The organism is Pseudomonas beijingensis (assembly GCF_030687295.1).
GTDB classification, from domain to species: domain Bacteria; phylum Pseudomonadota; class Gammaproteobacteria; order Pseudomonadales; family Pseudomonadaceae; genus Aquipseudomonas; species Aquipseudomonas beijingensis.
The window spans coordinates 1,814,066-1,837,815 of record NZ_CP117425.1 but is presented as its reverse complement, the minus strand read 5'-3'; the positions used below and the strand labels follow the sequence as shown (position 1 = coordinate 1,837,815).

Below are 23,750 nucleotides of genomic sequence, written 5' to 3'. Positions count from 1 at the left end.
CTGGACAGTACCTTACCGCCCCCCTCCAAGCAGGATCAGCCGGATCCATACGCCTGGGTCGGACTGGGAAAAAGCCGATGTGCCCATCCCCGAAAGCGCGGTCGAACACTCGATTCGTCCCGTCTGGTTCAACAATCGCCTGTTCGTTGTCTGGGCAGAATGCATCCATCAGGATCAGTCGGCCTCCAGCGCGCCTTCGAAGGCCGACGCCATGGCACCCCGTGTGAATCATCCGCTACTGCGCTTGAGCTATTGCTTCAAAAAACAGGATGGCATGTGGAGTACGCCACGAGTGGGCCTGCAAGGGTATTGCGAGGACAAAAACGCTTGCCAGCCAGAGCCTGGAGGCGATCAGGCCGTTGATAGGTTCCGTTGCGATGCAGCACCGCAAGGGCTCGCAAGACTCACTGTATCTGGCCTTATGTGCACGAAAGCCCAGAGCCGGCTCGGCGTCCGCGCCGGCCAGTGCCTTCAGTTTTATTAGAACAACCTACATCGACAAAAATCTTTCCCATGAGCCTGACCGTTCAACGACGATCAAACAGGCGGAAGACGAAAAACCAAAAGAACTGGAACACGCTCTCCTTGATACGACGCTCATCGAACCTTACACCCAGCGTTTTCAAAGCAGATTGGCGTTCCAGGAAATTGAGGGTTCTCCAATTCCACGCCCCAAAAAGATCATCAATACACTTTCGAATTTCGATGATTATCTGGCTGGGACTGTTCTCAAACCCATCGACTCGCCACACACGCTAGTCGTTCATGCCGACGATACGTTTCTCCCCCCTGCCGTGAGTGAAATTCGCATCTCGTTTTCAGGTCGACTTAAGCTGGTTCTGCCACCGCTCGACGAAACCCTGCCCTCCTCTTCCTATCTAAAACTGCGCGACGAGTCCGAAATTTTCTATCTGGATGTCGCAGATCCCGCCGGTCTAGTTTTCCAGTACTCCATCGATAACCTGAACAACGTGATCCGGGACAGTCAGGATTCACCTGGTTTCACGACGTCAGCCACGGCAAGTCTGGCTGGAAAACTGATCTCAGTGGCGGCAGTACGCCACTTGATCAACACCTACAATGAGCGCGACTCCAGCACCTCTCGTGGAAAGGTTACTTTGGCGCTTCAGACCCCTTTCCAACGCAGCGGGTCCCGGACTGCCTTTTTCTACAAAGAAGCATTGCTCTATCGAAAATATGTAATTTTTCGCCAACCCGCCGCAATAGAAGACAACTCGTTAACCTATGACAAACTGGAGGCTGTAGCCGAGTCTTCCTTGGTAAAACAGTTGCCCAGTCGCTATGAGTACCTCTTGCGGGTTGAAGACAATGAGGACGGCGAGGCTTTGTTGTATGGCGTCGCGCTGGTCAACCCTGACAGACCGTATCAAACAATTTCCTTCGCGCTCAAAGCGATCAAACTGAGCCTGGCACCTACGGTCCTCCAACCACCGAAGATCACCGCCGCACCGACCCCCAACCTGGGCACGACCCAATTCATCGACTTCGCCCATTCCACCATCAAGCACAGCGACGGCAAAAGCCAAGAACGCCAACCCATCAGGCTGAACACCGTATTCGCCGCCGAACTGATCCGGCGCACCGAAAACAGCCTGGATGAATTGTTTGACTGGACCACTCAACACCTGCCGGAACCTGCCCTGCCCGGTGATCCAAGCAACCGGATGGACTTTCATGGCCCCTACGGCCGTTACTTCACCGAACTGTTTCTCTACGTGCCCTGGCTGGTCGCCCATCGCTTGAACGCCGAGCAGCGCTACGAGGAAGCAGAACACTGGCTGCGCTATGTCTTCGACCCGGGCCGCAGGAAAGCCGAATGCTGGCGAAGCGTCCCGCTGCTCGACGGTGACACGCTGTCGTATTCCCACCAGGCGCCCCATGACCCCCATCAGATTGCCCGCAGTCATCCCGTGCACTTTCGCAAGGCGCTGTACTTCCTGTACCTCGACATCCTGACCAACCGAGGCGACGCCGCGTACCGCGCGCTGACGCCTGACAGCCTCAGCGAAGCCAAGCTTTGGTACGTCCGGACCCTGGACTTGCTAGGGCCACGCCCGGTCGTTCAACCGGCCGATCACTGGACGGCTGTCAGCCTTCACGGCGTGAGCACCACCAACAATGACGACCTGCGCCGCTTTGAAAACCGGCTGCCCCTGCCCACCGTCAGCTCGCCGTCGCTTGCGCAGGAAGGCCGATCGCAAGCGGCCCTGACGGCAATCGATAACCCGTATCTGCGCGTGCCGTTCAATCCGCAATTGCTCAAGTGCTGGGACGTCGTCGAAAGTCGCCTGCACAACCTGCGGCATAACCTCGATATCGCCGGAAAGCCGCTGCATTTGCCTGTCTTCGCTGCGCCGCTGGACCCTCGCGCCTTGACCAGCGCCAGTGTCCCGAACACCCCGGCCGGCGCCACGGCCCACTTGTCGGCGGTTCAAATCCCCCACTATCGCTTCACCGTCATGCACAGCCAGGCTCAGAACGCCGTCGAAAGCATCATTCAGTTCGGTGCCACGTTGCTGTCACTGATCGAGCGCAAGGAACAGGCGCAGTTGCAGGAGCTGCAACAACAGCAAGCCTGGGACCTGGCGAAAATCGCGCTGGACCTGCAACGTCAGGCCTTGAACATCGACCGTCAGAACCGCCAGGCGCTGCTGGCCAGCCAGGCCACTGTTCAAAACCGCATCACCCATTACAAAAAACTGCTGGACGATGATCTTAGTCATGCCGAAACAGAGGTCAGTTATTTATACGTGGCCAGCGGCACCGCGGAGGCCGGAGCAATGGCCTTTCAAGTCGCGGCAGCGGGGCTGATGATGGCTCCGAACGTTGCGGGGTTCTGCATAGGCGGCAGCCGTTGGGAGGGGCCGGCGCTCGCAGCCTCTGCGGCCGCCCATAGCGCCGCGATCATAAGCCGCACGGTAGCGGCCCAACTGGACCGTCAGGCCGCATTCGATCGCCGCCGGGACGAATGGCATCACGCATGGGATCAGGCACAACTCGAACTGGCCCAGATCGACGCACAGCTGGCGCAGTTCACCGAACAGGAAACCGCCACTCGCCTGCAACTGCGCCTGGCCGAATCCACCCTGAGCCAAGCCAAGGCCAATTACGACTTTCTCAGCAAGCGCTTCACCAAGGCACAGCTGTACCAATGGCTGAACAGCCAATTTGCCGCGCTCTATCGCCAGGCCTACGACGCCACACTGGCGCTGTGCCTGGCGGCCGAAGCCTGTTGGCAGTATGAAGTCGCCAACTTCGACACGCGCTTCATCCAACCCGGCGCCTGGCATGCGACCTATCGTGGGCTGGGCGCCGGCGAGCTGCTGAAGATGAACCTGTTGAAGATGCACGCCGAATACCTGCGGCGCCACGAGCGGGAGCTGGAGATACGCAAAACAGTGTCGCTGCGTGAGCTCAAGCGCCAAATCCCGACCAGCATCAACAAAGAGTGGCCGCACATCCACGCCGACTTGAAGAAAGGCACCTACGAATTCGAACTGACCCAGCAATTGTTCGAAGACGACTATAAAGGATCAGCAGCACTACCTGCGACGGATCAAGACCATCAGCGTATCTTTGCCGGCGGTCATCGGCCCTTATGAAAACATTCGAGCCACACTGACCCAGACCGCCAGCAAGGTATTTCTCTCGCCCGGTGACGGTGGCAGAACCTTGGAGAGCCGACGCGCCAACCAGCAGATTGCTCTGTCGACGGGCGTCGACGACAACGGCCTGTTCACGCTGAATTTCAACGATGACCGCTACCTGCCGTTCGAATACACCGGCGCCATTTCCAAGTGGCAACTGACCTTCCCGAACCCCGAAGCACAAAAAGACCTGCTTGACTCACTGACCGACGTCATCGTCCATGTGAGCTATACGGCCAGGGTCGGCGGAGGTGCGCAATGACCGAGCAACCGCTCTTGCCCGTCACCGCGCCGTCATTAACCAAGGGCGGTGGCGCCATTCAAAGTATCGGCAAAGGCTGGGCCGCCATCGGTGCCCACGGTACGGCGTCCTACGAAATTGCCCTGCCGATTTCACCGGGGCGCGGCTTTGCTCCGCCCTTGTCCCTGAACTATGCCAACTCCCTCGGCAACGGTGTGTTCGGCATCGGTTGGGGGTTGTCGCTGCCCAGCGTGGCGCGCCGCACCAGCAAGGGCGTGCCGGCCTATACCGAGGCTGACGAAATCATCGGTCCCAGCGGGGTGGTCTGGTTGCCCGAGCGTGATCGGCAAGGCGTCATCGCCGCAACCCGCATCGATCAATACAACGATCTGGACCTGGAAACGACCTACAACGTCACGCGGTATTTTCCTCGAATCGAAAGCAGCTTCGACCGCATCGAACATTGGTCCCCTCCCGACGACAAACCGGGCTTCTGGCTGGTGCACGGTGCCGATGGCAGCCTGCACCTGTTCGGAAAGAACCCCGCCTCCCGCCGAGCTGATCCTCTGGACAAAAACCGTGTCGGCGAATGGCTGCTGGAAGAAAGCCTGAACGCTTACGGCGAACACATCCTCTACCAGTACAAGGCCGACACAACGGCCCAGCGCTATTTGAGCCAAGTGAGCTATGGCAATTTCAAGGCCGATCCGCACTTGTACTCATGGAAAACAGACCGGCTCGCCTCTGTGCAATGGCACTTCGAATTGGTCTTCGACTATGGCGAACGGACAACGGCCTACGAACAGAAACCGCCGTACGAAGGTCAGCAGTGGGCAACCCGCAGCGATGGTTTTTCCAGCTTCGCCTACGGTTTTGAACTGCGCACCGAACGCCTGTGCCGCCAGGTCCTGATGTTTCACCGTTTTCCCGAGGAACTGGGAGCAGCCCCCGTCCTGGTGCGCCGCCTGTTGCTCGATTATCGCCAGGCATCCCTGGGTTATCACCAACTGAGCGCCGCCCATGATCAAGCTTTTGGCGACTCGGCTACCGTCGATAGCCGGCCGCCCATCGAATTCAGCTACAGCGAATTCAAACTCCGGTTGGAGCCCCACGCCTGGCAACGTTTTGCAGACATGCCGGGGCTCGACGATGGTCAACGTTATCAACTGGTGGACTTGTACGGTGAGGGCCTGCCGGGCGTGCTCTATCAAGGTGACGGGGGTTGGCATTATCGCGAACCCGTGCGGGCCAAGGCCAAAGGCGACAACGTGGCTTACGCGCCGTGGCGAACACTGCCCGCCATCCCGGTTGCCGACCTTACAAAACCGGTGCGCCAGTCATTGAGCGACCTCACCGGAGACGGCCGCTTGGACTGGCTCGTGGCCCAACCGGGGCTGAGCGGTTTTTTCTCCCTTGGCGCCGATCGAAGCTGGTCGGATTTCGCCACATTCAACGCGTTTCCGGCAGAATTTTTCAGCCCACACGGGCAATTGGCCGACCTGTCGGGAGAAGGGCTTACTGACCTGGTATTGATCGGCCCGCGCAGCGTTCGCCTGTATATCAACCAGCGAGAGCACGGTTTTGCCACCCCACTGCAAGTCGCCCGCGACGAGCATGAAGATACCCTGGCGGTGTTCAGCGCCAAGCCCGGCGAACTGGTGGCGTTCAGCGATGTGCTGGGCAGCGGCCAGCAACACTTGGTGCGCATTCGTCACAACGAAGTGCGGTGCTGGCCAAACCTGGGCCACGGGCGGTTTGGCAAGGGCATCGTGTTGGACTTTCCCGGGCTGGCCTACGAAACCTTCGATGCCTCGCGCATCCGCCTGGCGGATCTGGATGGCTCCGGCGCCGTCGATCTGATCTATCTGCAAGCCGACCAGGCACTGATCTTCATGAACCGTTGCGGCCAGCGTTTTCGCCCCGCGATCGCCCTGCCCTGGCCCCCCGGGCTGCGTTACGACAATTTATGCCAGGTGAGCGTCGCCGACCTGCAAGGGCTCGGCTGCTCCAGCCTGATCCTGAGCGTGCCGCACATCACACCGCAACACTGGCGCTACGATTTCGTCGAGGCGAAACCGTATCTGCTCACCGGCACCCACAACAACATGGGCGCCAGCGAAACCATCCGCTACCGCAGCTCGGCGCAGGAATGGCTGGATGAAAAAGCCGCCCATAACAAGGCTGGCACGCCTGCGATCTGTCATGTCCCCATGGCGCTGCATCTGGTTTCGAACCAGACCCGGGTGGATGACATCACCGGCAATCGATTAACCCGCAAGTTTGCCTATCGCCAAGGCTACTACGACGGTGCCGAGCGCGAGTTTCGCGGCTTCGGCCTGTTGCTGGAAACCGACAATGAAACCACCCCCGACGATGCCGATTCCCAGGGTTTCACGATGCCTAGCCTGAAGAAGACCTGGTTTCACACCGGGCAAACGGTGGACATGCCCCGTATCGGCTACAACCACGACGACCCGCAAGCCGTGGCGCTGGGCAAGGCACTGCTTTGCCAATACCAAGAGGAGACCGGGCGCGACATCCCCGTGTCCGTGCCAACCGCAGCCACCCACATTGAAATGGCCCGCGCGTTGAGTGGGCAGGTGCTGCGAAGCGAGACATTCGGGGTCGATAGGCGCCGGAAAACCCGGACCCTGTACTCGGTCCAGGAACACCGCTATCGCGTACGCCTGCTGCAAGTGTCCGACGGTAATCAGTCCTACGCCCGGATGCTACCGCTGCCGCTGGAGTCCATCACGTATCAATACGAAGGCACCGCCGATGACCCGCAGTGCCAGCACACCTTGAACCTGCAACACGACCTGTACGGCGCCCTCGTTCACCGCCTGGACATCCATTACGCCCGCAGGAAAACCGCCGACGATACGCCACCGTTCAGCGACGTTGACTCACAACGATGGTGGCGCGATGCACATGATCCGGCGCAGCAGTTTTATTACCTGAACGAAACCCGGGCCGAGTTCATCCACCTGCAAACGCCCCAAGGGTGGCGATTGGGCCTGCCTTATCGCCAGCGCACCCAGGCGTTGCGCTGCCCCAAGGCTCCCGAAGCCGACGGGCTGGCGCCGCAAGAGATAACGTGCGAAACCCTCAGCGAACGTGCGGAGCAAACGACCTGGACGGACCAGAGCGTGCTCACCGGCCTGACCGTGCAACGCTACAAAGGCGCTTCGAGCGCAGCCACCCTGGCGGATGGCGTCGCAGACTTCCAGGCCCTGACCGACCATCTGGAAACCGCCGAGCTGGACGAAACCGCCCTCAAGGCCTTCCGGCTGCTGCCCCAGGAAACGCGCCCCAAGGGAAAAATGCTCGAACGCAATCACTATCACCGCATGGCCGATTTTCTTCCCGAGAGCAGCCGCCCCGTACGACTCTGGTCCGTCAAAAGCGGCTTCGCCACTTATGCCCCACGGGACGGGTTCTACAAAATTCGCACCCTACAACCGAGCGAAAGCCACGGCGTAATCGAGATCAGCCACGACCTTCATCACTGTGTGATCACCCGGTTCCAACAGCCTGATGGCTGTGCCACCGCGGCGACCTACGATTACCGCTCGCTCCAGCCCCGACGCATCACCGACCCCAACGGCAATGTGCAGGAAGGCCTGTTCGATGCTTTTGGCCAAGTATTGGCCACCTCTTTTTATGGCGACGAGCAACATACGCGCAGGGGTTTCAAACCGCTCGCGCAGTTCAAACAGCCAGCATTCAACAGCCCGACAGCGGCCATCAGCCAAAGCCGGGACGCGTTGCAGGACGCGGCCACGGCGCTTTATTACGCGCCCTTCAGCTGGATGGGTTGCGTATCGAAGGCAGCCCTGGCGGACACCGACTGGCTGGCGCGCTGCGTGAGCAATGGCGACCTGCTCCCCACCGGGCATATCTGCGCGTCGGCTCGAGTCCGGCTAGCGGAGCTTCAGACACTCTCGGCCGATGACCTCAAGCTGAAGAACGAACTCGAGGCCGCGCCGCGTGAGCCCGTGCACATCGCCACACTGGTCGCCGACCGCGACCCCGATGACGACCAAAAACAAATCCGCATCGCCGTCACCTGCTTCGATGGCTTCGGGCGAACTCTGCAAAGCAAGCAACTCGTCGAACCGGGCCTGGCTTACGTCGTCGATGCAAAGGGTGATCTGACGTTGACGGATGGAGCGCCCAAGGAGCAGGTCGCCGCAAGGCGCTGGCGGGTCAGCGAACGGGTGGAATACAACAGCAAGGGTTTGGCGGTGCGCATCTACCGTCCTTATTTCGCCGATCAGCATCGCCGTATCAACGATGTGTCCTTGCGGCAATTCGGCCATTACGACCGGCAGTTCTACGACGCCCTCGGGCGCCCCACCCTCACGCGTCTGGCCCGGCAAGCCGGCCTCTGCTACATGCGTCGCCACACCCGCCATCCCTGGTACAGCGTGGACGAGGACGAAAATGACACGCTGCAAGAAGTCATGTCCGAACACGCCGCCACGGCCGGAGGTGGCGCATGAACCCACGCCTTCATCACAAGACCCCCTCGATCAACGCCGTCGACGGCCGAGGCCTGCCCGTGCGGCAAATCGCTTACTACCGGCGCGACGCCCAGGAACCCGTCCAGGCGCGCATTGCCCAGCAAGACTACGATGTGGCGGGACGACAAGTGGCGCAGCGCGACCCTCGGCTGTTCGCCAAGGCGACGGGCGGGGCGAACCTACAGACGGTCTACAGTTTGTCCGGCAAGACGCTGTTGCTCGACAGCATCGATGCCGGCTGGCGCCTGTACCTGCCTGGCGATGCCGGTCAGGTATTGCACTGCTGGGATCAGCGAGGCACCTATTGGCGGACCACCTACGACACGCAACTGCGCATGACCGCCGTCCATGAGCAAGGGGCAGGCGACGTGCCACGCAGGGTCGAATGCCTGCACTACGGCGACAGTTCGCCGGAATCCGCAGTGCACAACCGGTGCGGCGCGCTGATCCGCCACGACGACAGCGCCGGCACTCTGCTGGTCCATGACTATGGGCTTTGCGCCAAGCCTCTGAGCCAGACCCGGCATCTGCTGGCCGCCACCGAACGACCCGACTGGCCAGCGCAAGAGAAAGACCGCGACCGCTTGCTGGAACCGGGCGACGGCTACACCACGAGCTGGCGCTACGATGCCCTCGCCGAGCTTATCCAGCAGACCGATGCCGCCCAGCACCAGCAGCGCTACTCGTTCGATGTCGCAGGTCAGCTCAAGTCCATGGGCCTGCAGATAAGAAACACGGCGACCGAAAAAGTCATCGTGAGCGATCTCGTCTACAACGCGTCCGGCCAGATCGAGTCCCAGACGGCCGGCAACGGTGTCGTCAGTCGCGCCGTGTACGATCCGGCCAACGGTAGATTGACCGCCCTGCGCACATCGCGGTCGGCCAAGACCTTGCAGGATCTGCACTACACCTGCGACCCGGTGGGTAACGTGACGCACATTGAGGACAAGGCCCAACCGGTGCAGTTCGGCAGCAACCAACGGGTCGAAGCGTCCAGCACATTCACCTACGACAGCCTTTATCAATTGATCAGCGCGACGGGCCGCGAGGCTGCCGGATTGACCAGCCCCCCGGACCTTCCAGCCCTCGGCAAACTACCCATCGACCCCGGCCAGTTGTTCAATTTCACCGAACACTACGAATACGATGCTGGCGGCAACCTGATCGAACTGCGTCATCGTCGCGACGGCAATCACTACACCCGGACATTGGACGTGGCCGCCGTGAGCAATCGCTTGCGCGCCTGGAACAAAGGCCACTCGACGCCCGACCAAACAGTGGACTTCGATGCCAACGGCAACCAGCAGGCGCTAGCCCCGGGCCAGGCGCTGACCTGGAACCTGCGTAATCAGCTCGACAGCGTGGTGTTGGTACGGCGTGAAAACGCGTCCGATGACATCGAGCGCTATCGCTACGACAGCAGCGGCCAACGCGTGCGCAAGCTCCAGACCACTCAGGGCGCAACGCGGGTGCACACTCGGGAGGTCCGCTATCTGCCAGGCCTTGAAATTCGCACCGCGAGATAACGAACGCCTGGAAGTCATTACCCTGCAAGCGGGGCGCTGCACTGTACGTTATCTGCACTGGACGCAAGGCCGACCGTCCGCCATCGCGGCCAATCCATTGCGCTACAGCTTCAGCGACCACCTGGGCTCAAGCGCACTGGAACTGGACGATCAGGGCGACCTGATCAGCCAGGAAAGCTACCTGCCTTATGGGGCCACCGCGTGGGCGGTCGCGTTCGGTCGTGGAGGCTGACTACCGAACCCTTCGCTACTCCGGCAAGGAACGTGATGCCAGCGGCTTGTATTATTACGGGCAGCGCTATTACGCACCGTGGTTGCAGCGCTGGATCAGCCCCGACCCGGCGGGAACGATCGATGGGTTGAACCTGTATGGCATGGTGGGGAACAACCCCCTCAGGTTCGTCGACCACCAGGGCTGGGTGAAGGACGATGTCATCCAATGGATGAGCGCTGATGGCCACGCCCGTTCCCAGGCGATGCTGCAGGAGCCTGCGAAAGAACCGGCCAACAGACGTGCCAGGGCTCATCGAGAAGCCCCTTCCGAGCCCGGCGCCAGCCCCAACTTCAGCAAAACCCAACGCAAGGGACTGGTCGTTCACTCCTATGGTGTAGTCCTGGATCGCAAGGGGGACAACGATGTGGGCCTCAACGAGTACTACAATCTCACTGGCCCCAAATCCGGTCCGAAGAATTACCGCGGCGTGGACAAGAATTATGACGGCTCCGCCAAAAGCGAGAGGTTCTACCTGACTTTCGGCAGCTACAAAATCGGCAATACCGCTGAATACCTGGCCGACCTGGCCGAACGATACAGCGCTACGAAAGCCAGTGAGACCCATCAACTCGACATAGATCCTGATGTGTTGAAGCTCGAACCGACGCTGAGCAGGACGGTCGAGACCCTGTACGAACTCCAGCAACCCACCCAGCACCTCATCGCCACGCACATCGAGAAATCCAACAGCATCATTCCCGTGCATGCCGGAGGACCTGGGGCTCATGGCGAAGTCCGCCTACTCAACTCAATCGTGGCGCTTTATCCGGGTCAAGCTGAAAGGGTGCTGTCGGATACGCATCTGTTCACTGAAAAACTGGCCGGCGTGGACCAACCGGAGCCTTTCATCGCCTGCTTCAACTGCAGCGGCATTATCCCCGAAGAAGTCAACATCCCGACTGGTCGCAACCCTCGAGACTATGGGTCGTACAACCGTCACATCTCGGAAATAAATCGAGCTCTGCGTTCTGGTAGTACGTCTTGACCGGGCGTCTTGATCCAGAACTTGATCGGTTCATATTGGGTATATGAACCGAGCATTGACGGCCATGCCCTGGGTTCCAGGGTATGGCCTGAAACGCGTGAACGGTCAGATAAAACCCATTATTCGGACTGCCAGGGATTGATTACCTCGATCCCGGAGAACTCAAAATCCCGAACATTTCGAGTCGCGATCGAAGTGCCATGGGCTCGGCAAATAGCGGCAATCTGCGCGTCGGCCATCGACACCGCCCGCCCCCTTGCTTCGCAGTTCGCCACGAGCGTCGCGTACTCAACGGCGGCATGAGCGTCAAACGGAAATATTCGCCCGACGAAGTCTTCTTCGAACATCGCCATCGCATGGGCTTCAAGTTTTTGTTTGCGCTTACCGGATGGGAGTCGAGCAATGCCATGGAGAATTTCTGCCACGGTCACCGCAGTAATCGCAAGATCCATCGCGGGTAGCATGTCGACCCAAGCCAACACTCTAACATCGGGCTCAGACCGCATAAACTCTGACAGAACATGGGTATCGAGCACGATCATTCGGAAAGATCCACCGCCTTCGCCTTCTCCTGTCGCGAAGGCAAATCGAGCTCAACCCCACCGCTTGCGCTGAACCTGTTACGAATCCGGCTGCCAAGCCCTCCTGCTTGATTAACAGAGGCCAATGCCTTCCCCAAGATCAACCGGGCCTCTTCTTCCATCGAATGCCCATTATGGGCAGCGGCTATCCGCAGTTGTTCTTTGATCTGGTCGTCAAGGTTTCGAATCGTGATGCTGGCCATGATGCCCCCTGCAATCAATGAAATCATTGATTGAGGCTAACACACCTTGCGTTAGCAGGATCCAGGGAGATGCCCAACGGCTCACACGTTAATCGCATTGGTAAACACCAACCGATTCCCGAACGGATCACTGATCGCCATGTCCTGGCTACCCCAGGGCATGGCCTGGATCTGTGGGTGGGCGTAACGGTATTGCTTGGCGAGCAATTGCTGCTGGAAGGCTTCCAGCTCATCGGTCTCGATCCTCAACGCCGAGCCCGGCGTGCAATCGCCATGGTGCTCGGACAGGTGCAGCACGCAGTCGCCGCGGGAGACTTGCAGGTACAGCGGAAAATCGTCACCGAAGCGATGTTGCCAGTCGACGGTAAAGCCCAGAAAGTCGACGTAGAACGCCAACGCCTTGGCTTCATCGAAGATCCGCAGGATCGGGGTGGTTTTACCGAAGCTCATGGGTTGCTCCCTGGCTGAAAAGACCCAGTGTAGATGGGTTGACTCCAATGCTTCGGCTTTAAACCCGGCTTCTTTAGTGTCGCAGTGCCATTATTGTGACGCCAATTAATCCAATATCAGCCGCAAACGCGCCATCAAACGCTATTCGATGGCCTGAATCCCTGGCGCAGATCGCCCTCGCGCGCCAGGAACCGCCCTTCCCGGCGCCCGTTTGCCTGCCCTTCGCGATAGCTCAAGACACCATTGACCCACACGCCATCAATCCCTTCGGCAGCCCGTTGAGGTTCGTTGAAATCGGCCACGTCGCGGATGGTGTGTGGATTGAACAACACCAGGTCCGCCCAATGGCCTTCACGGATTTCCCCCCGCTGCTTGAGGCCAAAGCGCGCTGCCGACAGGCCGGTCATTTTGTATACGGCGGTGTGCAACGGAAAAAGCCCGACGTCACGACTGAAATGTCCCAGTACCCGTGGGAAAGCGCCCCACAAGCGTGGATGGGGAAACGGGTCTTCGGGCAAACCGTCGGAGCCGACCATGGACAACGGATGGGCGAGGATCCGTCGTACGTCGCCCTCATCCATACCGTAGTACACCGCGCCAGCCGGTTGCAGGCGTTGCGCCGCGTCCAACAGCGACACCTCCCATTCGCGGGCGATGTCGGTCAGGTCACGTCCGCCCATTGACGGGTGCGGTGTCGACCAGGTGATGGTGATGCGATGGGCATCGGTCACCTGCTTGAGATCCAGGGTCGAGGAGCTGGCCGCATAGGGATAGCAATCACAGCCGACCGGATGGGTCTGCGCCGCGCGCTCCAACGCCGCGAGCACCTGCGGACTACGCCCCCAATTACCGGCGCCTGCACATTTGAGGTGGGAAATGATCACCGGACTTTGCGCGTGTCGACCGATCTGGAACGCCTCGTCCATGGCCTCGAGCACCGGTTCGAATTCGCTGCGCAGGTGAGTGGTGTAGACGGCGCCGAATGCGCTCAACTCTTCGGTCAGTTGCATGACTTCGTCGGTGGAGGCTGAAAACGCGTTGGCGTAGGCCAGGCCGGTGGACAAACCCAGCGCACCGGCCTCCAGGCTTTCGCGCAATTGCCGGCGCATGGCAGCGATTTCTCCCACCGAGGCGGTGCGTAACAAATCGTCCATGTGATTGCTGCGCAACGCCGTGTGCCCGACCAGTGCGGCCACGTTGACCGAAGGCAGAGCCGCTTCTACCGCCCCACGATAATCGGCAAAGCGTGGGTAGACGAACGCCTGGGCGGTGCCGAGCAGGTTCATCGGGTCCGGCGGATCGCCCCGCAGGCTCACCGGCGAAGCGCTGATGCCGCAGTTGCCGACGATCACCGTGGTCACGCCTTGGCTGAGCTTGGGCAGCATCTGCGGTTGGCGAATGACCACCGTGTCGTCGTGGGTGTGCACATCGATGAAGCCTGGCGCCAGCACGCAGCCAGCGGCGTCGATGTCTTCCACGGCCCGGGCATCGCCTAGCTCGCCGATGCGCTCGATGCGACCCGCGCGAATGCCAACGTCGGCGTGGTAGCCGGGGGTGTTGCGGCCATCGATGACCAGCGCATTGCGGATAAGCGTGTCGTACAGCATGTCAGTCTCCCAGCGGCAAGTGATCGTCGCCGCCGCGGTAATCGTCCAAGGCGAGTTTGACCCGCCGCAGGCGCTCTTGATTGTCTTCGGGATGGGCCAGCGCCAGCTCGGTGGCGAGTACATCGATGGCCAACAGCATGCCGTAGCGTGCCGCCGTGGGTTTGTAGATGAACGAGGTTTCGGCGCCTTGCAGGGGCAGCACGCAGTCGGCCAGTTGGGCCAGTGGCGAGTCGGCACGAGTGATAGCCAGGATCGCCGCCCCGTAGCTGCGGGCCAATTCAACGGCGCTCAACAGCTCCGGTGTGATACCGGTCAGTGAACAGGCGATGACCAGATGCTGGTCGCTCAGCGAAGTGGCGGTGATGCGCATCATCACCGGGTCGCGGCAGGCGGCGATCGGGTAGCCGAAGCGCACCAGCCGTACTTGCAACTCCTCGCCGCACAGCGCTGACCAGCCACCGAGGCCGAACGCATGGATCATTCGGGCCTTGCCGATCATCCGCACGGCATCGCCGAACCGCGACTCTTCGAACGCCGACAGATGCTGGCGCAGGGTCGCCTCGATATCGCCGACGATCTGTCCATAAAACGCCGATTGCTCCGGCGCGCCGGCCGGGTCGAGGAAACGGCTGCCGACACCGCTGGCCTGGGCCAGTTGCAGGCGCAAGTCCCGCAGGTCGCGACAGCCGACGGTACGGGCGAAGCGCGACAGCGTGGCACTGCTGACTTCCGCCCGCTGGGCCAGTTCATCGAGGCTGGCGGAGGCGGCAAAGCCGACGTCTTCGAGCATCAGGCGAGCGATTCTTCCTTCGCCGGCGCTGAAGGAATCCTGGCGGGAGCGGATCTGGTAGAGGATGTCCATGACGACTCCTGTTGGGGTGCGTTGCGCTCACAGCAAGCGCGAAAGCCCGAGGGTCAAGGCGAACGCGACCACGGAAATCAGCGTTTCGAGCACGGTCCAGGTCTTGAAGGTTTGCGTGACGGTCATATTGAAGTATTCCTTGATCAGCCAGAAGCCGCCGTCGTTAACGTGGGAAAAGATAACCGACCCGGCACCGGTCGCTAGCACCAGCAGTTCGGCGTGGGGATAACCCAGGCCAATCGCCACGGGCGCGACGATGCCCGAGGCCGTGGTCATCGCCACCGTGGCCGACCCCGTGGCAACACGCATCAGTGCGGCGAACAGCCAGCCCATGACCAGCGGCGACAGCTGGAATTCCTGGGCCAGGCCGACAATCTGTTGCGTGACCCCGGCGTCCACCAGGATCCGGTTCAAACCGCCACCGGCGCCTACCAGCAAGGTGATGCTGGCAGTCGGTGCCAGGCATTCGTTGGTGAACTTGAGGATCGACTCGCGATTGAAACCCTGGGCCAGGCCGAGAGTCCAGAAGCTGAGGATGGTCGCCAGCAGCAGGGCGATCACCGAGTTACCAATGAACAGCAGGAACTGGTTGAAACCGCTACCCGGCGTGGAGATCAGGTTGGCCCAGCCGCCGATAAGCATCAGGATCACCGGCAGCAGAATGGTTCCCAGAGTCACGCCGAAGCCCGGCAGGTTGGCGCGTGGCTCACGGTCGAGGAATTGTCGTTCCAACGGATTCTCGGCCGGTAGCTGGATGCGTGGCACGATGAATTTGGCGTACAGCGGGCCGGCGATGATCGCGGTGGGAATGCCGATCAGGATCGCGTACAGCAAGGTCTGCCCCACCGAGGCCTGGAACGCCTGCACCGCCAGCATCGCCGCCGGGTGCGGCGGCACCAGTGCATGGACCACCGAAAGCCCGGCGACCATTGGCAGCCCCACCATCAGGATCGACACCCCCACACGCCGGGCGATGGTGAAGGCAATGGGCACCAACAGCACGAAGCCGACTTCGAAGAACAATGGCAAGCCCACCAGGAAGGCAATGCACACCATCGCCCAGTGGGCGTTACGCTCGCCGAAGCGTTCGATCAGTGTCTGGGCCATTCGCTCCGCCCCGCCGGACTCGGCCATCATCTTGCCGAGCATCGTGCCCAAGGCCACCACCAGCGCAATGTGGCCCAGCGTCTTGCCGACACCCGCCTCGTACGCCCCGACCACGCCCGAGGGCGGCATCCCGGCCAGCAGCGCCAGGCCAATGGAGACCAGGGTAATCACGATGAATGGATTGAGCCGATAACGGGCGATCAGAACGATCAGCGCGATGATGGCGATGGCCGCGTAGACCAATAGCCAATAACCGAAAGCAGGTGCCATGCGTTACTCCTCGGATGGGGTCACGTCGATGTGTTGTGAAACTCATAAATCATTTCGACGAAGAATCTTCAAACCCACTGAAAGTAATTTTCGCGCACAGGTAACACTTGTCGCTGACGGACATCGCGAAGCAGCGGCTATGAAAATTCACCCCCGGACTTTCATCCCGCAATTGACCTCCTGTGGCGAGGGGATTTATCCCCTCGCCACAATGGCTGGCCGCGCAGCCCTCAATTCCGTACCATCGCCCCCTGTTTTTTTTGCACCACTCCCCGGCAGTCGACGCTCCACCGGCGCCCAGTCAGGTAAATCATGAAATCAGCACGTCTTCGCGCCGACACCCTCGCCGGCCTCACCACCTCTTTCGCCTTGCTCCCGGAGTGCATCGCCTTCGCCCTGGTGGCCCACCTCAATCCGCTGATGGGGCTGTACGGCGCGTTCATCCTCTGCACGCTGACCGCATTGTTCGGCGGTCGGCCCGGGATGGTGTCAGGCGCGGCGGGGTCGATGGCCGTGGTGATCGTCGCGCTGGTGGTGCAGCACGGTGTGCAGTACCTGTTGGCGACCGTGCTGCTGGGCGGACTGATCATGATGGCGTTCGGGTTGTTGCGACTGGGCAAGCTGGTGCGCATGGTGCCGCACCCAGTGATGCTCGGCTTCGTCAACGGCCTGGCGATCGTCATTGCCCTGGCCCAGTTGGAACACTTCAAGAATGGCGAGGCCTGGCTGAGCGGCCCGCCGCTGTACCTGATGGCCGGCCTGGTGGCATTGACCATGGCCATCGTCTACCTGCTGCCGCGCCTGACCCGCAGCGTGCCGCCGGCCTTGGTGGCCATCCTCGGTGTGGGCCTGGCGGTCGAGCTGCTCGGCCTGCCGACCCGAACGCTGGGCGACATGGCCCACATCGCCGGCGGCTTGCCGACCTTTGCCCTGCCGGACATTCCCTGGAACCTGGAGACCTTGCAGATCATCGCACCCTACGCGGTGATCATGGCGATGGTCGGTTTGCTGGAAACCTTGCTGACCTTGAACCTGACGGATGAAATCACCGAGAGCCGCGGTTATCCGGACCGTGAATGCGTGGCGTTGGGCGCGGCCAACATGGCTTCCGGGCTGCTGGGCGGCATGGGCGGTTGCGCCATGATCGGCCAGACGATGATCAACCTCAGCTCGGGCGGACGCGGACGGTTATCGGGCGTCGTGGCCGGGGTGATGGTGTTGCTGTTCGTGTTGTTCCTGTCGCCGCTGATCGAGCGCATCCCGCTGGCGGCGCTGGTGGGCGTGATGTTCGTGGTGTCCCAGCAGACCTTCGCCTGGGCATCGTTGCGGGTGGTCAACAAAGTGCCGGCCAACGATGTGCTGGTCATCATCGCGGTGACGGTGATCACGGTGTTTACCGACCTGGCTGTCGCCGTGCTCTGCGGGATCATCATCGCGGCGCTCAACTTCGCCTGGCAACAGGCCCGGGAGCTGTACGCCGACACCCACCAAGAAGCCGACGGCAGCAAGCTCTATCGCCTGCACGGCACGCTATTCTTCGCCTCGTCGACGCCGTTTCTCAACCAGTTCGACCCGGCCAACGACCCGGCCCTGGTGACCCTCGACTGCCGTCACTTGCGCTTCGTCGACTACTCGGCCGTCGCCGCGCTCAAGACCCTGCGTGAGCGCTACAGCAAGGCCGGCAAGCACCTGCGGGTGTTTCACCTGTCCGAGCGTTGCAAACAAATGCTCAAGCGCGCGGGTGTGCAGCACGACTGAAGCAACACCAAACAAAAACCTGTGGGAGCGAGCTTGCTCGCGATAGCGGTGGGTCAGCCAACTTCACTACTGACTGACCCGGCGCCATCGCGAGCAAGCTCGCTCCCACAGGTCCTATGTTTTTACTGATGGATATCCTCAGCTTGGAGGGTACTCACACCATCTCATCAAGAATCCACTCCACCACCGACGTCCGCTTCGGCGTCCACCCCAGCAACTCACGGGCGTTCTTGCCTCGCACACGGCTGTTGGAACCCAGGCCATAGTTGGCCATTTCGTAACCCCATTCGGCCTCGGCTTCGGCCAGTGGCCAATCTTGCGGCTCGCCCAGTTTCAGCGCACCGGCCATGGCCGTGGTCATGTCGATGAACGAGGCCTCGCCGCTTTCGACGAAATAGAACGTGCCGGGTACGTTGCGGGTCAGGGCCAATTTGTACAGCTCGACCACGTCTTCGATGTGCACGTTGGACCAGATGTTCTGCCCCGGCCCCACATGCCGCACCACGCCACTCTTGCGCGCCTGCTTGAGCAGACGTGGCAGCTGCACACTGTCACGCTTGACCCCCAGGCTGTGACCGTAGATCAAGGTGTTGCAGATCACCGCCGAGTTCACGCCTTGCCGGGCGGCATCCAGGACCAGATTGTCGATGGCGACACGGGCCGCTTTGTCGGCAGTGGGTGGCGGCAGATGGCCTTCCTGGTAGATGACATCGCTGTGACGACCACCGGAAGCATCGCCGACGATGCTCGAACCGCTGGTGTGCAACAGCACCTTGTTCGAGCCTTTAAGGCCTTCGATCAAGGCTTCGACCGCACCACGATGATCGCTGCTGGCGGCATTGATCACAGCATCGGCGACACGGGCCTGTTCGGTGAGCAACGCGCTGTCTTCGAGGGTGCCAATGACCGGCTCGATGCCCAGCACAGTGAGTTCGCTCGCCTGTTCGGCGCTGCGCACCAGACCGCGAACTTGATGCCCGGCGCGTGCCAGGCCGGTGGCAATGGAACCGCCGATAAAACCGGCAGCGCCGGTGATGAATACGTTCATGAATAACTCCTTGGCAACATCAGTGATGGGACGAGTATCGAGGACGGGTCCTTGCCGAAACAGTCCACATTGCCCAAATCACTCTTGCCTTGAAGTCACGAATCAGCCTTTGAAATCCCGCGAGGCGTAGTCGGCGAGCTTGCCCTGGATGAAGTCCAGGAAGCACTGGATCCGCAGGGCCAGTTGCGAGTTGCGGTAGTACACCGCGTTGATTGGCTGGCGATAACCGCTGTTGGCGTCGGCCAGCAGTACCTTCAGTCGACCGGTATGGATGTCTTCGCGGGTCATGAAATCCGACAGGCAGGCAATGCCCTGCCCTTGCAGCGCCAAGTGACGCACGGTCTCGCCGCTGGACGCGCTGATGGCGGGCTGGATCGGCCAGCGGTCGCCATGTTGGTGGCGCAGCGGCCACTGGTTGAGGCCGTCGTTCTGGGCAAACCCCAGCAGCGCATGCTCCGCCAGCTCGGCGACGCTTGCGGGTGTACCGTGCCGCTTCAAATAGGCCGGGCTGGCCAGGATGTGCAACGGGCTGCAACCCAGGGAACGGGCGTGAAGCGTCGAGTCGCTGAGGGTGCCGATGCGGATGGCGATGTCGGTGCTTTGCTCCAGCAAGTCGATGATCAGGTCGTTGCTGTTGAGTTCGAGCTGGATGTCTGGGTAAAGCCGGCGAAATTCTTCGATGTGCGGGACGATGGCGTGCAGCATGAACGGCGAGGCCGCGTTGATCCGCAAGCGTCCTGCGGGATTCTTCTGGCGGGACGACAGGCGCTCCTCCAGCTCATCCATCTGGTCGAGAATGCCTTTGGCCTGTTCGAAGAAATACTTGCCCTCCTCGGTCAGGTCCATGCGCCGCGTGGTGCGGTTGATCAGCGTGGTGTCGAGCTTGGCCTCCAGCCGCGACAACGTGCGACTGACCGCCGACGGCGTCTGCCCGACCTGCTCGGCAGCGGCGGAGATCGATCCGCACTCGATCACGCAGACGAAAATCTGCAACTCGTCGGATCTGGCTTTCACGTATCCCCCTGTCGATTGATCACTCTTGTGGTGAGGGGATTTATCCCCACCCCCAAGTGGGAGCAAAGCTTGCTCGCGATCAAAACGCTGCGGTCTTTCGGGAACCGAGGCGTCTGTTTCGCGAGCAAGCTTTGCTCCCACAGCACAGGTTTACCACCCGCCACAGGATAGTATCGGGATGTGAGGTAAAAGACAGGTCACGCCTTCAGGCCGAACACCTCGATCAAATGCCGCTCATACCGCGCCACATCCTCTTCGATGTTCGGGCGCTTCATCACGTCCACGCACAGGAAGGTCGGCAAACCGGTCATGCCGAGGAACTGATTGGCCTTGTGGAACGGGAAGTACACCGCGTCCACGCCCTTGGCTTCGAAGAAGTCGGTCGGGTCGTCAAAGGCTTGCTGCGGGGCGTTCCAGGTCAGGGACAACATGTATTGCTTGCCCTGGATCAGGCCGCCGCTGCCGTACTTCTGCGAGGCATCGGAACGGGTCCGACCGTCGCTGGCATAGAGGCTGCCGTGGCCTTCGGTGAAGACTTCGTCGATGTATTTCTTCACGGTCCACGGCGCGCCCATCCACCAACCGGGCATCTGGTAAATGATCACATCGGCCCAGAGGAACTTGGCAACTTCCTCCTTGAGGTCGTAGCCGCCGTCGATGAAGGTGGTTTTCACGTCAAAACCGCCACGGTCCAGCACGCTGAGCGCCGTGTCGTGGAGGGTGGCGTTGTAGCGGCCGTCGGAGTGGGCGAATTGTTTGCCGCCGTTGAGCAACAGGACTTTTTTCATGGGGAGCCTCATCGGGTTCCACAGCGTGGGCCGTTGGCTGACCGCAGCATGGAAGGTTGAAAATGATGGCGGCAGAGTACCGATGAGCCTCGCGTGGAATAAGCACCGTAACGGCAAAATTGTTTTGACCAAAACGCACGAATCGACGCTCGATTATTGCCGTAAGCTCCGACACCTCTTTTATTTCAGGAGCCATCTCGATGAGCGAACTGCACGGTTTCATCCTGCACGCCAAGACCCGCCCGGAAAAAGCCGAGGCCTTCGAAGCGCTGTTCCGCGCCTATGTCGAGCCAAGCCGCGCCGAGCCCGGCTGCATCGAATATCACATGCTGCGGGACCAGCAGGATCCAACGCTGTTTATCTTTTATGAGATCTGGGCCTCCCAGGCGCACCTGGACGTGCACTCGAATCTGCCGCATATGCGGCAATTCTTCGAGCAACGCATGGACTATCTGGAGCGCGACTTCGACATCCGCCGCGTCGATATGCTCAGCCCGTCCTCGGCTAACCGCTGATCAGCAGATGGCCGCCAAGCATGCCGAGGCCGATGAAAAATACCCGTTTGAACAACACGGCGCTGATCCGCTGGCGCAACCATTGCCCCAGCCACATCCCCAGCAGCGCCGGTGCCAGCGCCAGCAACGAAGCGCTCAATTCGCCCCCACCCAGCTCGCCGCGCCATAACAGGCCGGCGGCCAGGGCCAGGGTAGAAACGGTGAATGACAGGCCCAGGGCCTGCACCAGTTCATCCTTGCTCAAACCCAGCGCTTGCAGATAGGGCACCGCCGGAATGACGAACACACCGGTGGCGGACGTGATGAGGCCGGTCAACAGCCCACAAAGCGGAGCGATCCACGGCTCGGCATCGGGACCGACCCGCAACGTTGGCAGCAACAGCCCGCTCAGCGCATACAGCAACAACGCTCCGCCCAAGGCCCGCACCACCCAAGCCCCGCCCGTCATGCCGAGCCACAGCGTACCGAGCCCGGTGCCAATGAAAATCGCCAACAGCAACGGCCACAGGCGTCGGATCAGCGCTTGAAGATGGCCGCCGAACGCCAATTGCCAGAGATTGGTCAGGGTTGCCGGGATGATGAGCAGCGCCGCAGCCTGCGCCGGCGCCATAGCCAGCCCGAGTAGCCCCATGGAGATGGTCGGCAGCCCTAGGCCGATTACGCCCTTGATGGTGCCGGCCAGCAGGAAGGTGCCGATGACCAGCATAGACAGGGCCAAGCCGAGGTTCTGATAGAAAGCGATGAGTGTGTTCATGGGGGTATCGTGCGCCCCGGGGCTTGGCTTGAAAATCTGCCATATACTGAGGATGCCTCTCTTGTAGCAAGAGGCTAATAATTTTGTTGGTTCTACCGCCGCCTTCGCGAGCAAGCCCGCTCCCACATTTGAAATGCAATCCCCCTGTGGGAGCGGGCTTGCTCGCGAAGGCGCCAGATCAGCCACCACAGAACCCGGCACAGGATCATATCGCCCATGCACTTCGACCTCACCGACCTGCGCCTCTACCTGAACATCCTCGACACCGGCAACATCACCGCCGGCGCAGCCCGCAGCCATTTGTCCCTGGCCGCGGCCAGTGCGCGGGTCCGGGCCATGGAAGCCTCCCTGGGTATCGACCTGCTTGAACGCGGCCGGCGCGGCGTATCACCCACGCCGCCCGGCAGGGCCCTGGCCGAGCACGCCCGGACCCTGTTGCAACAGGCCGAACGCCTGCAACAGGACCTGGCCGAATACGCCAAGGGCGTCAAAGGCCGGGTGCGATTGTTGTGCAACACCAGCGCCATGACCGAATACCTGCCCGAACTGCTGGCCGGCTTCCTCAAGGCCCATCCCAACCTCGACATCGACTTGCAGGAATTGCCCAGCTCACGGATCACCCATGCGCTGCGCCAGGGCGCGGCGGACCTGGGGATCGTTTCCGACGCGGTGGACACCAATGGCCTTCAGGCCTGGCCGTTTCGCGACGATCCGCTGGTATTGATCCTACCGACCGGACATCCCCTGGCTGACGGTCGAACCGTGCGTTTCAGCGAGACCCTCAGCCACGACTACGTCGGTCTGAACGCTTCCAGCGCCCTGGCGATTCATCTGGAAGAACAGGCCCTGCACATCGGCTCACGCATGCAAATCCGCATTCGCGCCGATGGCTTCGACGGCATGATTCGCATGGTCGCCCATGGCGCAGGCATCGCCATCGTGCCGAAGGCGGCCATCGACCGACGCCCGCCCGAGACTTCGTATCACTGCGTCCCGTTGCAAGAGGCCTGGACTCACCGGGCGCTGCTGCTGTGCGCCCGCACCTTCGACGGTTTGCCGGCCTACGCCACGGCCCTGGCTCGGCATCTGGCCGATTGATGCGCGCTTCTGGATAGCCCGATGTCGACCACAGGCATCTACCCGCCTATGCCACGGGTTAGGGTGCCTGTTCTCTTCCGCCCCTTTCGGAGTTCACATGACCGCACCCATCACCGTCCTGCGCGACACCCATCCGCTGCCCGTACTCGATGCCTGCAAATGGGAAAAACTCGAAGGCGACCCGCACACCGTCAACCTCAACGCCTACACCAGCGAAGACGGCAGCAAGATCATGGGCACCTGGATCTGCACACCCGGCAAATGGTATGTGGAATACGTGAAGTGGGAGTACTGCCATTTCCAGGAAGGCTACTGCATCATCACCCCAGAGGGCATGGAACCGATCCATCTGCGCGCCGGTGATATCTTCGTCATCGAGCCAGGCATGAAAGGCACGTGGGAAGTGGTCGAGACCGTGCGCAAATATTTCGTCTTTGCCTGAAACAAAAAACCGAGAGACCACCCGACATGGTCT

At 61.0% G+C, this 23,750-nt stretch carries 21 protein-coding genes; 11 read left to right on the top strand and 10 right to left on the bottom strand.

What is annotated here, in order from left to right; all coding sequences use genetic code 11:
• Window positions 1-79 precede the first annotated feature (79 nt).
• From PSH84_RS28955 to PSH84_RS08315, 7 genes are read left to right on the top strand one after another with little or no spacing between them, the layout of a single operon-like run.
• Window positions 80-484, top strand: a complete 405-nt coding sequence (locus tag PSH84_RS28955; protein WP_439800564.1) for a neuraminidase-like domain-containing protein — start codon at window positions 80-82, stop codon at window positions 482-484.
• Entirely contained in the window at window positions 378-3,623 is a 3,246-nt protein-coding gene (locus PSH84_RS08335; protein WP_439800556.1) for a Tc toxin subunit A-related protein, read from the top strand. Before PSH84_RS28955 ends, PSH84_RS08335 begins: the two co-directional genes overlap by 107 nt.
• The gene (locus PSH84_RS28950; RefSeq protein ID WP_439800555.1) at window positions 3,598-3,930 is read left to right on the top strand and encodes a Tc toxin subunit A-related protein; all 333 of its coding nucleotides are present in this window, start codon (window positions 3,598-3,600) and stop codon (window positions 3,928-3,930) included. Before PSH84_RS08335 ends, PSH84_RS28950 begins: the two co-directional genes overlap by 26 nt.
• Complete coding sequence (locus PSH84_RS08330; protein ID WP_305482578.1) at window positions 3,927-8,414, top strand: SpvB/TcaC N-terminal domain-containing protein; 4,488 nt, start codon at window positions 3,927-3,929, stop codon at window positions 8,412-8,414. Before PSH84_RS28950 ends, PSH84_RS08330 begins: the two co-directional genes overlap by 4 nt.
• Entirely contained in the window at window positions 8,411-9,961 is a 1,551-nt protein-coding gene (locus tag PSH84_RS08325) for an RHS repeat domain-containing protein (RefSeq protein ID WP_305482577.1), read from the top strand. The genes PSH84_RS08330 and PSH84_RS08325 overlap by 4 nt, the downstream gene beginning before the upstream one ends.
• Window positions 9,939-10,193, top strand: coding sequence for a hypothetical protein (locus PSH84_RS08320; RefSeq protein ID WP_305482575.1), 255 nt, complete (start codon window positions 9,939-9,941; stop codon window positions 10,191-10,193). The genes PSH84_RS08325 and PSH84_RS08320 overlap by 23 nt, the downstream gene beginning before the upstream one ends.
• Window positions 10,183-11,220: an RHS repeat-associated core domain-containing protein gene (locus PSH84_RS08315; protein ID WP_305482573.1), complete on the top strand. Its 1,038-nt coding sequence runs from the start codon at window positions 10,183-10,185 to the stop codon at window positions 11,218-11,220. Before PSH84_RS08320 ends, PSH84_RS08315 begins: the two co-directional genes overlap by 11 nt.
• A 119-nt stretch (window positions 11,221-11,339) precedes the next feature.
• On the opposite strand, the gene PSH84_RS08310 is transcribed toward PSH84_RS08315, so the two are convergent.
• From PSH84_RS08310 to PSH84_RS08285, 6 genes are all read right to left on the bottom strand, one after another.
• Window positions 11,340-11,762, bottom strand: coding sequence for a type II toxin-antitoxin system VapC family toxin (locus PSH84_RS08310; RefSeq protein ID WP_305482572.1), 423 nt, complete (start codon window positions 11,760-11,762; stop codon window positions 11,340-11,342).
• Window positions 11,759-12,004 (bottom strand): FitA-like ribbon-helix-helix domain-containing protein, encoded by a 246-nt coding sequence (locus PSH84_RS08305; protein WP_305469608.1) that lies wholly within the window; start codon window positions 12,002-12,004, stop codon window positions 11,759-11,761. The genes PSH84_RS08310 and PSH84_RS08305 overlap by 4 nt, the downstream gene beginning before the upstream one ends.
• Window positions 12,005-12,085: 81 nt before the next feature.
• Window positions 12,086-12,454 (bottom strand): glyoxalase superfamily protein, encoded by a 369-nt coding sequence (locus PSH84_RS08300; protein ID WP_003197565.1) that lies wholly within the window; start codon window positions 12,452-12,454, stop codon window positions 12,086-12,088.
• A gap of 134 nt (window positions 12,455-12,588) precedes the next feature.
• A complete protein-coding gene (locus tag PSH84_RS08295) occupies window positions 12,589-14,061 on the bottom strand; it encodes an N-acyl-D-amino-acid deacylase family protein (RefSeq protein ID WP_305482570.1) in 1,473 nt (490 codons plus the stop codon).
• Between the two features lies 1 nt (window position 14,062).
• Window positions 14,063-14,923 (bottom strand): MurR/RpiR family transcriptional regulator, encoded by an 861-nt coding sequence (locus PSH84_RS08290; RefSeq protein WP_122569079.1) that lies wholly within the window; start codon window positions 14,921-14,923, stop codon window positions 14,063-14,065.
• A gap of 27 nt (window positions 14,924-14,950) precedes the next feature.
• Complete coding sequence (locus PSH84_RS08285) at window positions 14,951-16,300, bottom strand: GntT/GntP/DsdX family permease (RefSeq protein ID WP_305482568.1); 1,350 nt, start codon at window positions 16,298-16,300, stop codon at window positions 14,951-14,953.
• A 312-nt stretch (window positions 16,301-16,612) separates the two neighbouring features.
• Between PSH84_RS08285 and PSH84_RS08280 the strand changes: the two genes are divergently transcribed.
• On the top strand, window positions 16,613-18,058 hold the full coding sequence (locus PSH84_RS08280) for a SulP family inorganic anion transporter (protein ID WP_305482566.1): 1,446 nt from the start codon (window positions 16,613-16,615) through the stop codon (window positions 18,056-18,058).
• A 154-nt stretch (window positions 18,059-18,212) separates the two neighbouring features.
• Here the strand turns inward: PSH84_RS08280 and PSH84_RS08275 are convergent, their stop codons facing one another.
• The 3 genes from PSH84_RS08275 to mdaB all read right to left on the bottom strand — a co-directional run bounded on the left by PSH84_RS08275 (window position 18,213) and on the right by mdaB (window position 20,908).
• Window positions 18,213-19,106: an NAD-dependent epimerase/dehydratase family protein gene (locus PSH84_RS08275; RefSeq protein ID WP_305482565.1), complete on the bottom strand. Its 894-nt coding sequence runs from the start codon at window positions 19,104-19,106 to the stop codon at window positions 18,213-18,215.
• A 102-nt stretch (window positions 19,107-19,208) separates the two neighbouring features.
• Entirely contained in the window at window positions 19,209-20,120 is a 912-nt protein-coding gene (locus PSH84_RS08270) for a LysR family transcriptional regulator (protein ID WP_122564857.1), read from the bottom strand.
• 197 nt (window positions 20,121-20,317) lie between these two features.
• The gene (gene mdaB, locus PSH84_RS08265) at window positions 20,318-20,908 is read right to left on the bottom strand and encodes an NADPH:quinone oxidoreductase MdaB (RefSeq protein ID WP_122564858.1); all 591 of its coding nucleotides are present in this window, start codon (window positions 20,906-20,908) and stop codon (window positions 20,318-20,320) included.
• Window positions 20,909-21,108: 200 nt separating this feature from the next.
• On the opposite strand from mdaB, the gene PSH84_RS08260 reads away from it, so the two are divergent.
• The gene (locus tag PSH84_RS08260; protein WP_122564859.1) at window positions 21,109-21,423 is read left to right on the top strand and encodes a putative quinol monooxygenase; all 315 of its coding nucleotides are present in this window, start codon (window positions 21,109-21,111) and stop codon (window positions 21,421-21,423) included.
• Here the strand turns inward: PSH84_RS08260 and PSH84_RS08255 are convergent.
• On the bottom strand, window positions 21,413-22,177 hold the full coding sequence (locus PSH84_RS08255; RefSeq protein WP_305482564.1) for a sulfite exporter TauE/SafE family protein: 765 nt from the start codon (window positions 22,175-22,177) through the stop codon (window positions 21,413-21,415). The two genes, PSH84_RS08260 and PSH84_RS08255, sit on opposite strands and share 11 nt — an antisense overlap.
• 216 nt (window positions 22,178-22,393) lie before the next feature.
• On the opposite strand from PSH84_RS08255, the gene PSH84_RS08250 reads away from it, so the two are divergent.
• Window positions 22,394-23,275 (top strand): LysR substrate-binding domain-containing protein, encoded by an 882-nt coding sequence (locus tag PSH84_RS08250; RefSeq protein ID WP_305482563.1) that lies wholly within the window; start codon window positions 22,394-22,396, stop codon window positions 23,273-23,275.
• Window positions 23,276-23,372: 97 nt separating this feature from the next.
• A complete protein-coding gene (locus tag PSH84_RS08245; protein WP_024781087.1) occupies window positions 23,373-23,717 on the top strand; it encodes a cupin domain-containing protein in 345 nt (114 codons plus the stop codon).
• The last annotated feature ends 33 nt before the right edge of the window (window positions 23,718-23,750 follow it).

Coding starts and splice junctions, on each gene's coding strand:
- PSH84_RS08245 (WP_024781087.1), top strand. CDS start 23,373: ATGACCGCACCCATCACCGTCCTGCGCGACACCCATCCGCTGCCCGTA.
- PSH84_RS08250 (WP_305482563.1), top strand. CDS start 22,394: ATGCACTTCGACCTCACCGACCTGCGCCTCTACCTGAACATCCTCGAC.
- PSH84_RS08330 (WP_305482578.1), top strand. CDS start 3,927: ATGACCGAGCAACCGCTCTTGCCCGTCACCGCGCCGTCATTAACCAAG.
- PSH84_RS08290 (WP_122569079.1), bottom strand. CDS start 14,923: ATGGACATCCTCTACCAGATCCGCTCCCGCCAGGATTCCTTCAGCGCC.
- mdaB (WP_122564858.1), bottom strand. CDS start 20,908: ATGAAAAAAGTCCTGTTGCTCAACGGCGGCAAACAATTCGCCCACTCC.
- PSH84_RS08260 (WP_122564859.1), top strand. CDS start 21,109: ATGAGCGAACTGCACGGTTTCATCCTGCACGCCAAGACCCGCCCGGAA.
- PSH84_RS08310 (WP_305482572.1), bottom strand. CDS start 11,762: ATGATCGTGCTCGATACCCATGTTCTGTCAGAGTTTATGCGGTCTGAG.
- PSH84_RS08305 (WP_305469608.1), bottom strand. CDS start 12,004: ATGGCCAGCATCACGATTCGAAACCTTGACGACCAGATCAAAGAACAA.
- PSH84_RS08325 (WP_305482577.1), top strand. CDS start 8,411: ATGAACCCACGCCTTCATCACAAGACCCCCTCGATCAACGCCGTCGAC.
- PSH84_RS08280 (WP_305482566.1), top strand. CDS start 16,613: ATGAAATCAGCACGTCTTCGCGCCGACACCCTCGCCGGCCTCACCACC.
- PSH84_RS08275 (WP_305482565.1), bottom strand. CDS start 19,106: ATGAACGTATTCATCACCGGCGCTGCCGGTTTTATCGGCGGTTCCATT.
- PSH84_RS08295 (WP_305482570.1), bottom strand. CDS start 14,061: ATGCTGTACGACACGCTTATCCGCAATGCGCTGGTCATCGATGGCCGC.
- PSH84_RS08255 (WP_305482564.1), bottom strand. CDS start 22,177: ATGAACACACTCATCGCTTTCTATCAGAACCTCGGCTTGGCCCTGTCT.
- PSH84_RS08285 (WP_305482568.1), bottom strand. CDS start 16,300: ATGGCACCTGCTTTCGGTTATTGGCTATTGGTCTACGCGGCCATCGCC.
- PSH84_RS08335 (WP_439800556.1), top strand. CDS start 378: ATGCAGCACCGCAAGGGCTCGCAAGACTCACTGTATCTGGCCTTATGT.
- PSH84_RS08300 (WP_003197565.1), bottom strand. CDS start 12,454: ATGAGCTTCGGTAAAACCACCCCGATCCTGCGGATCTTCGATGAAGCC.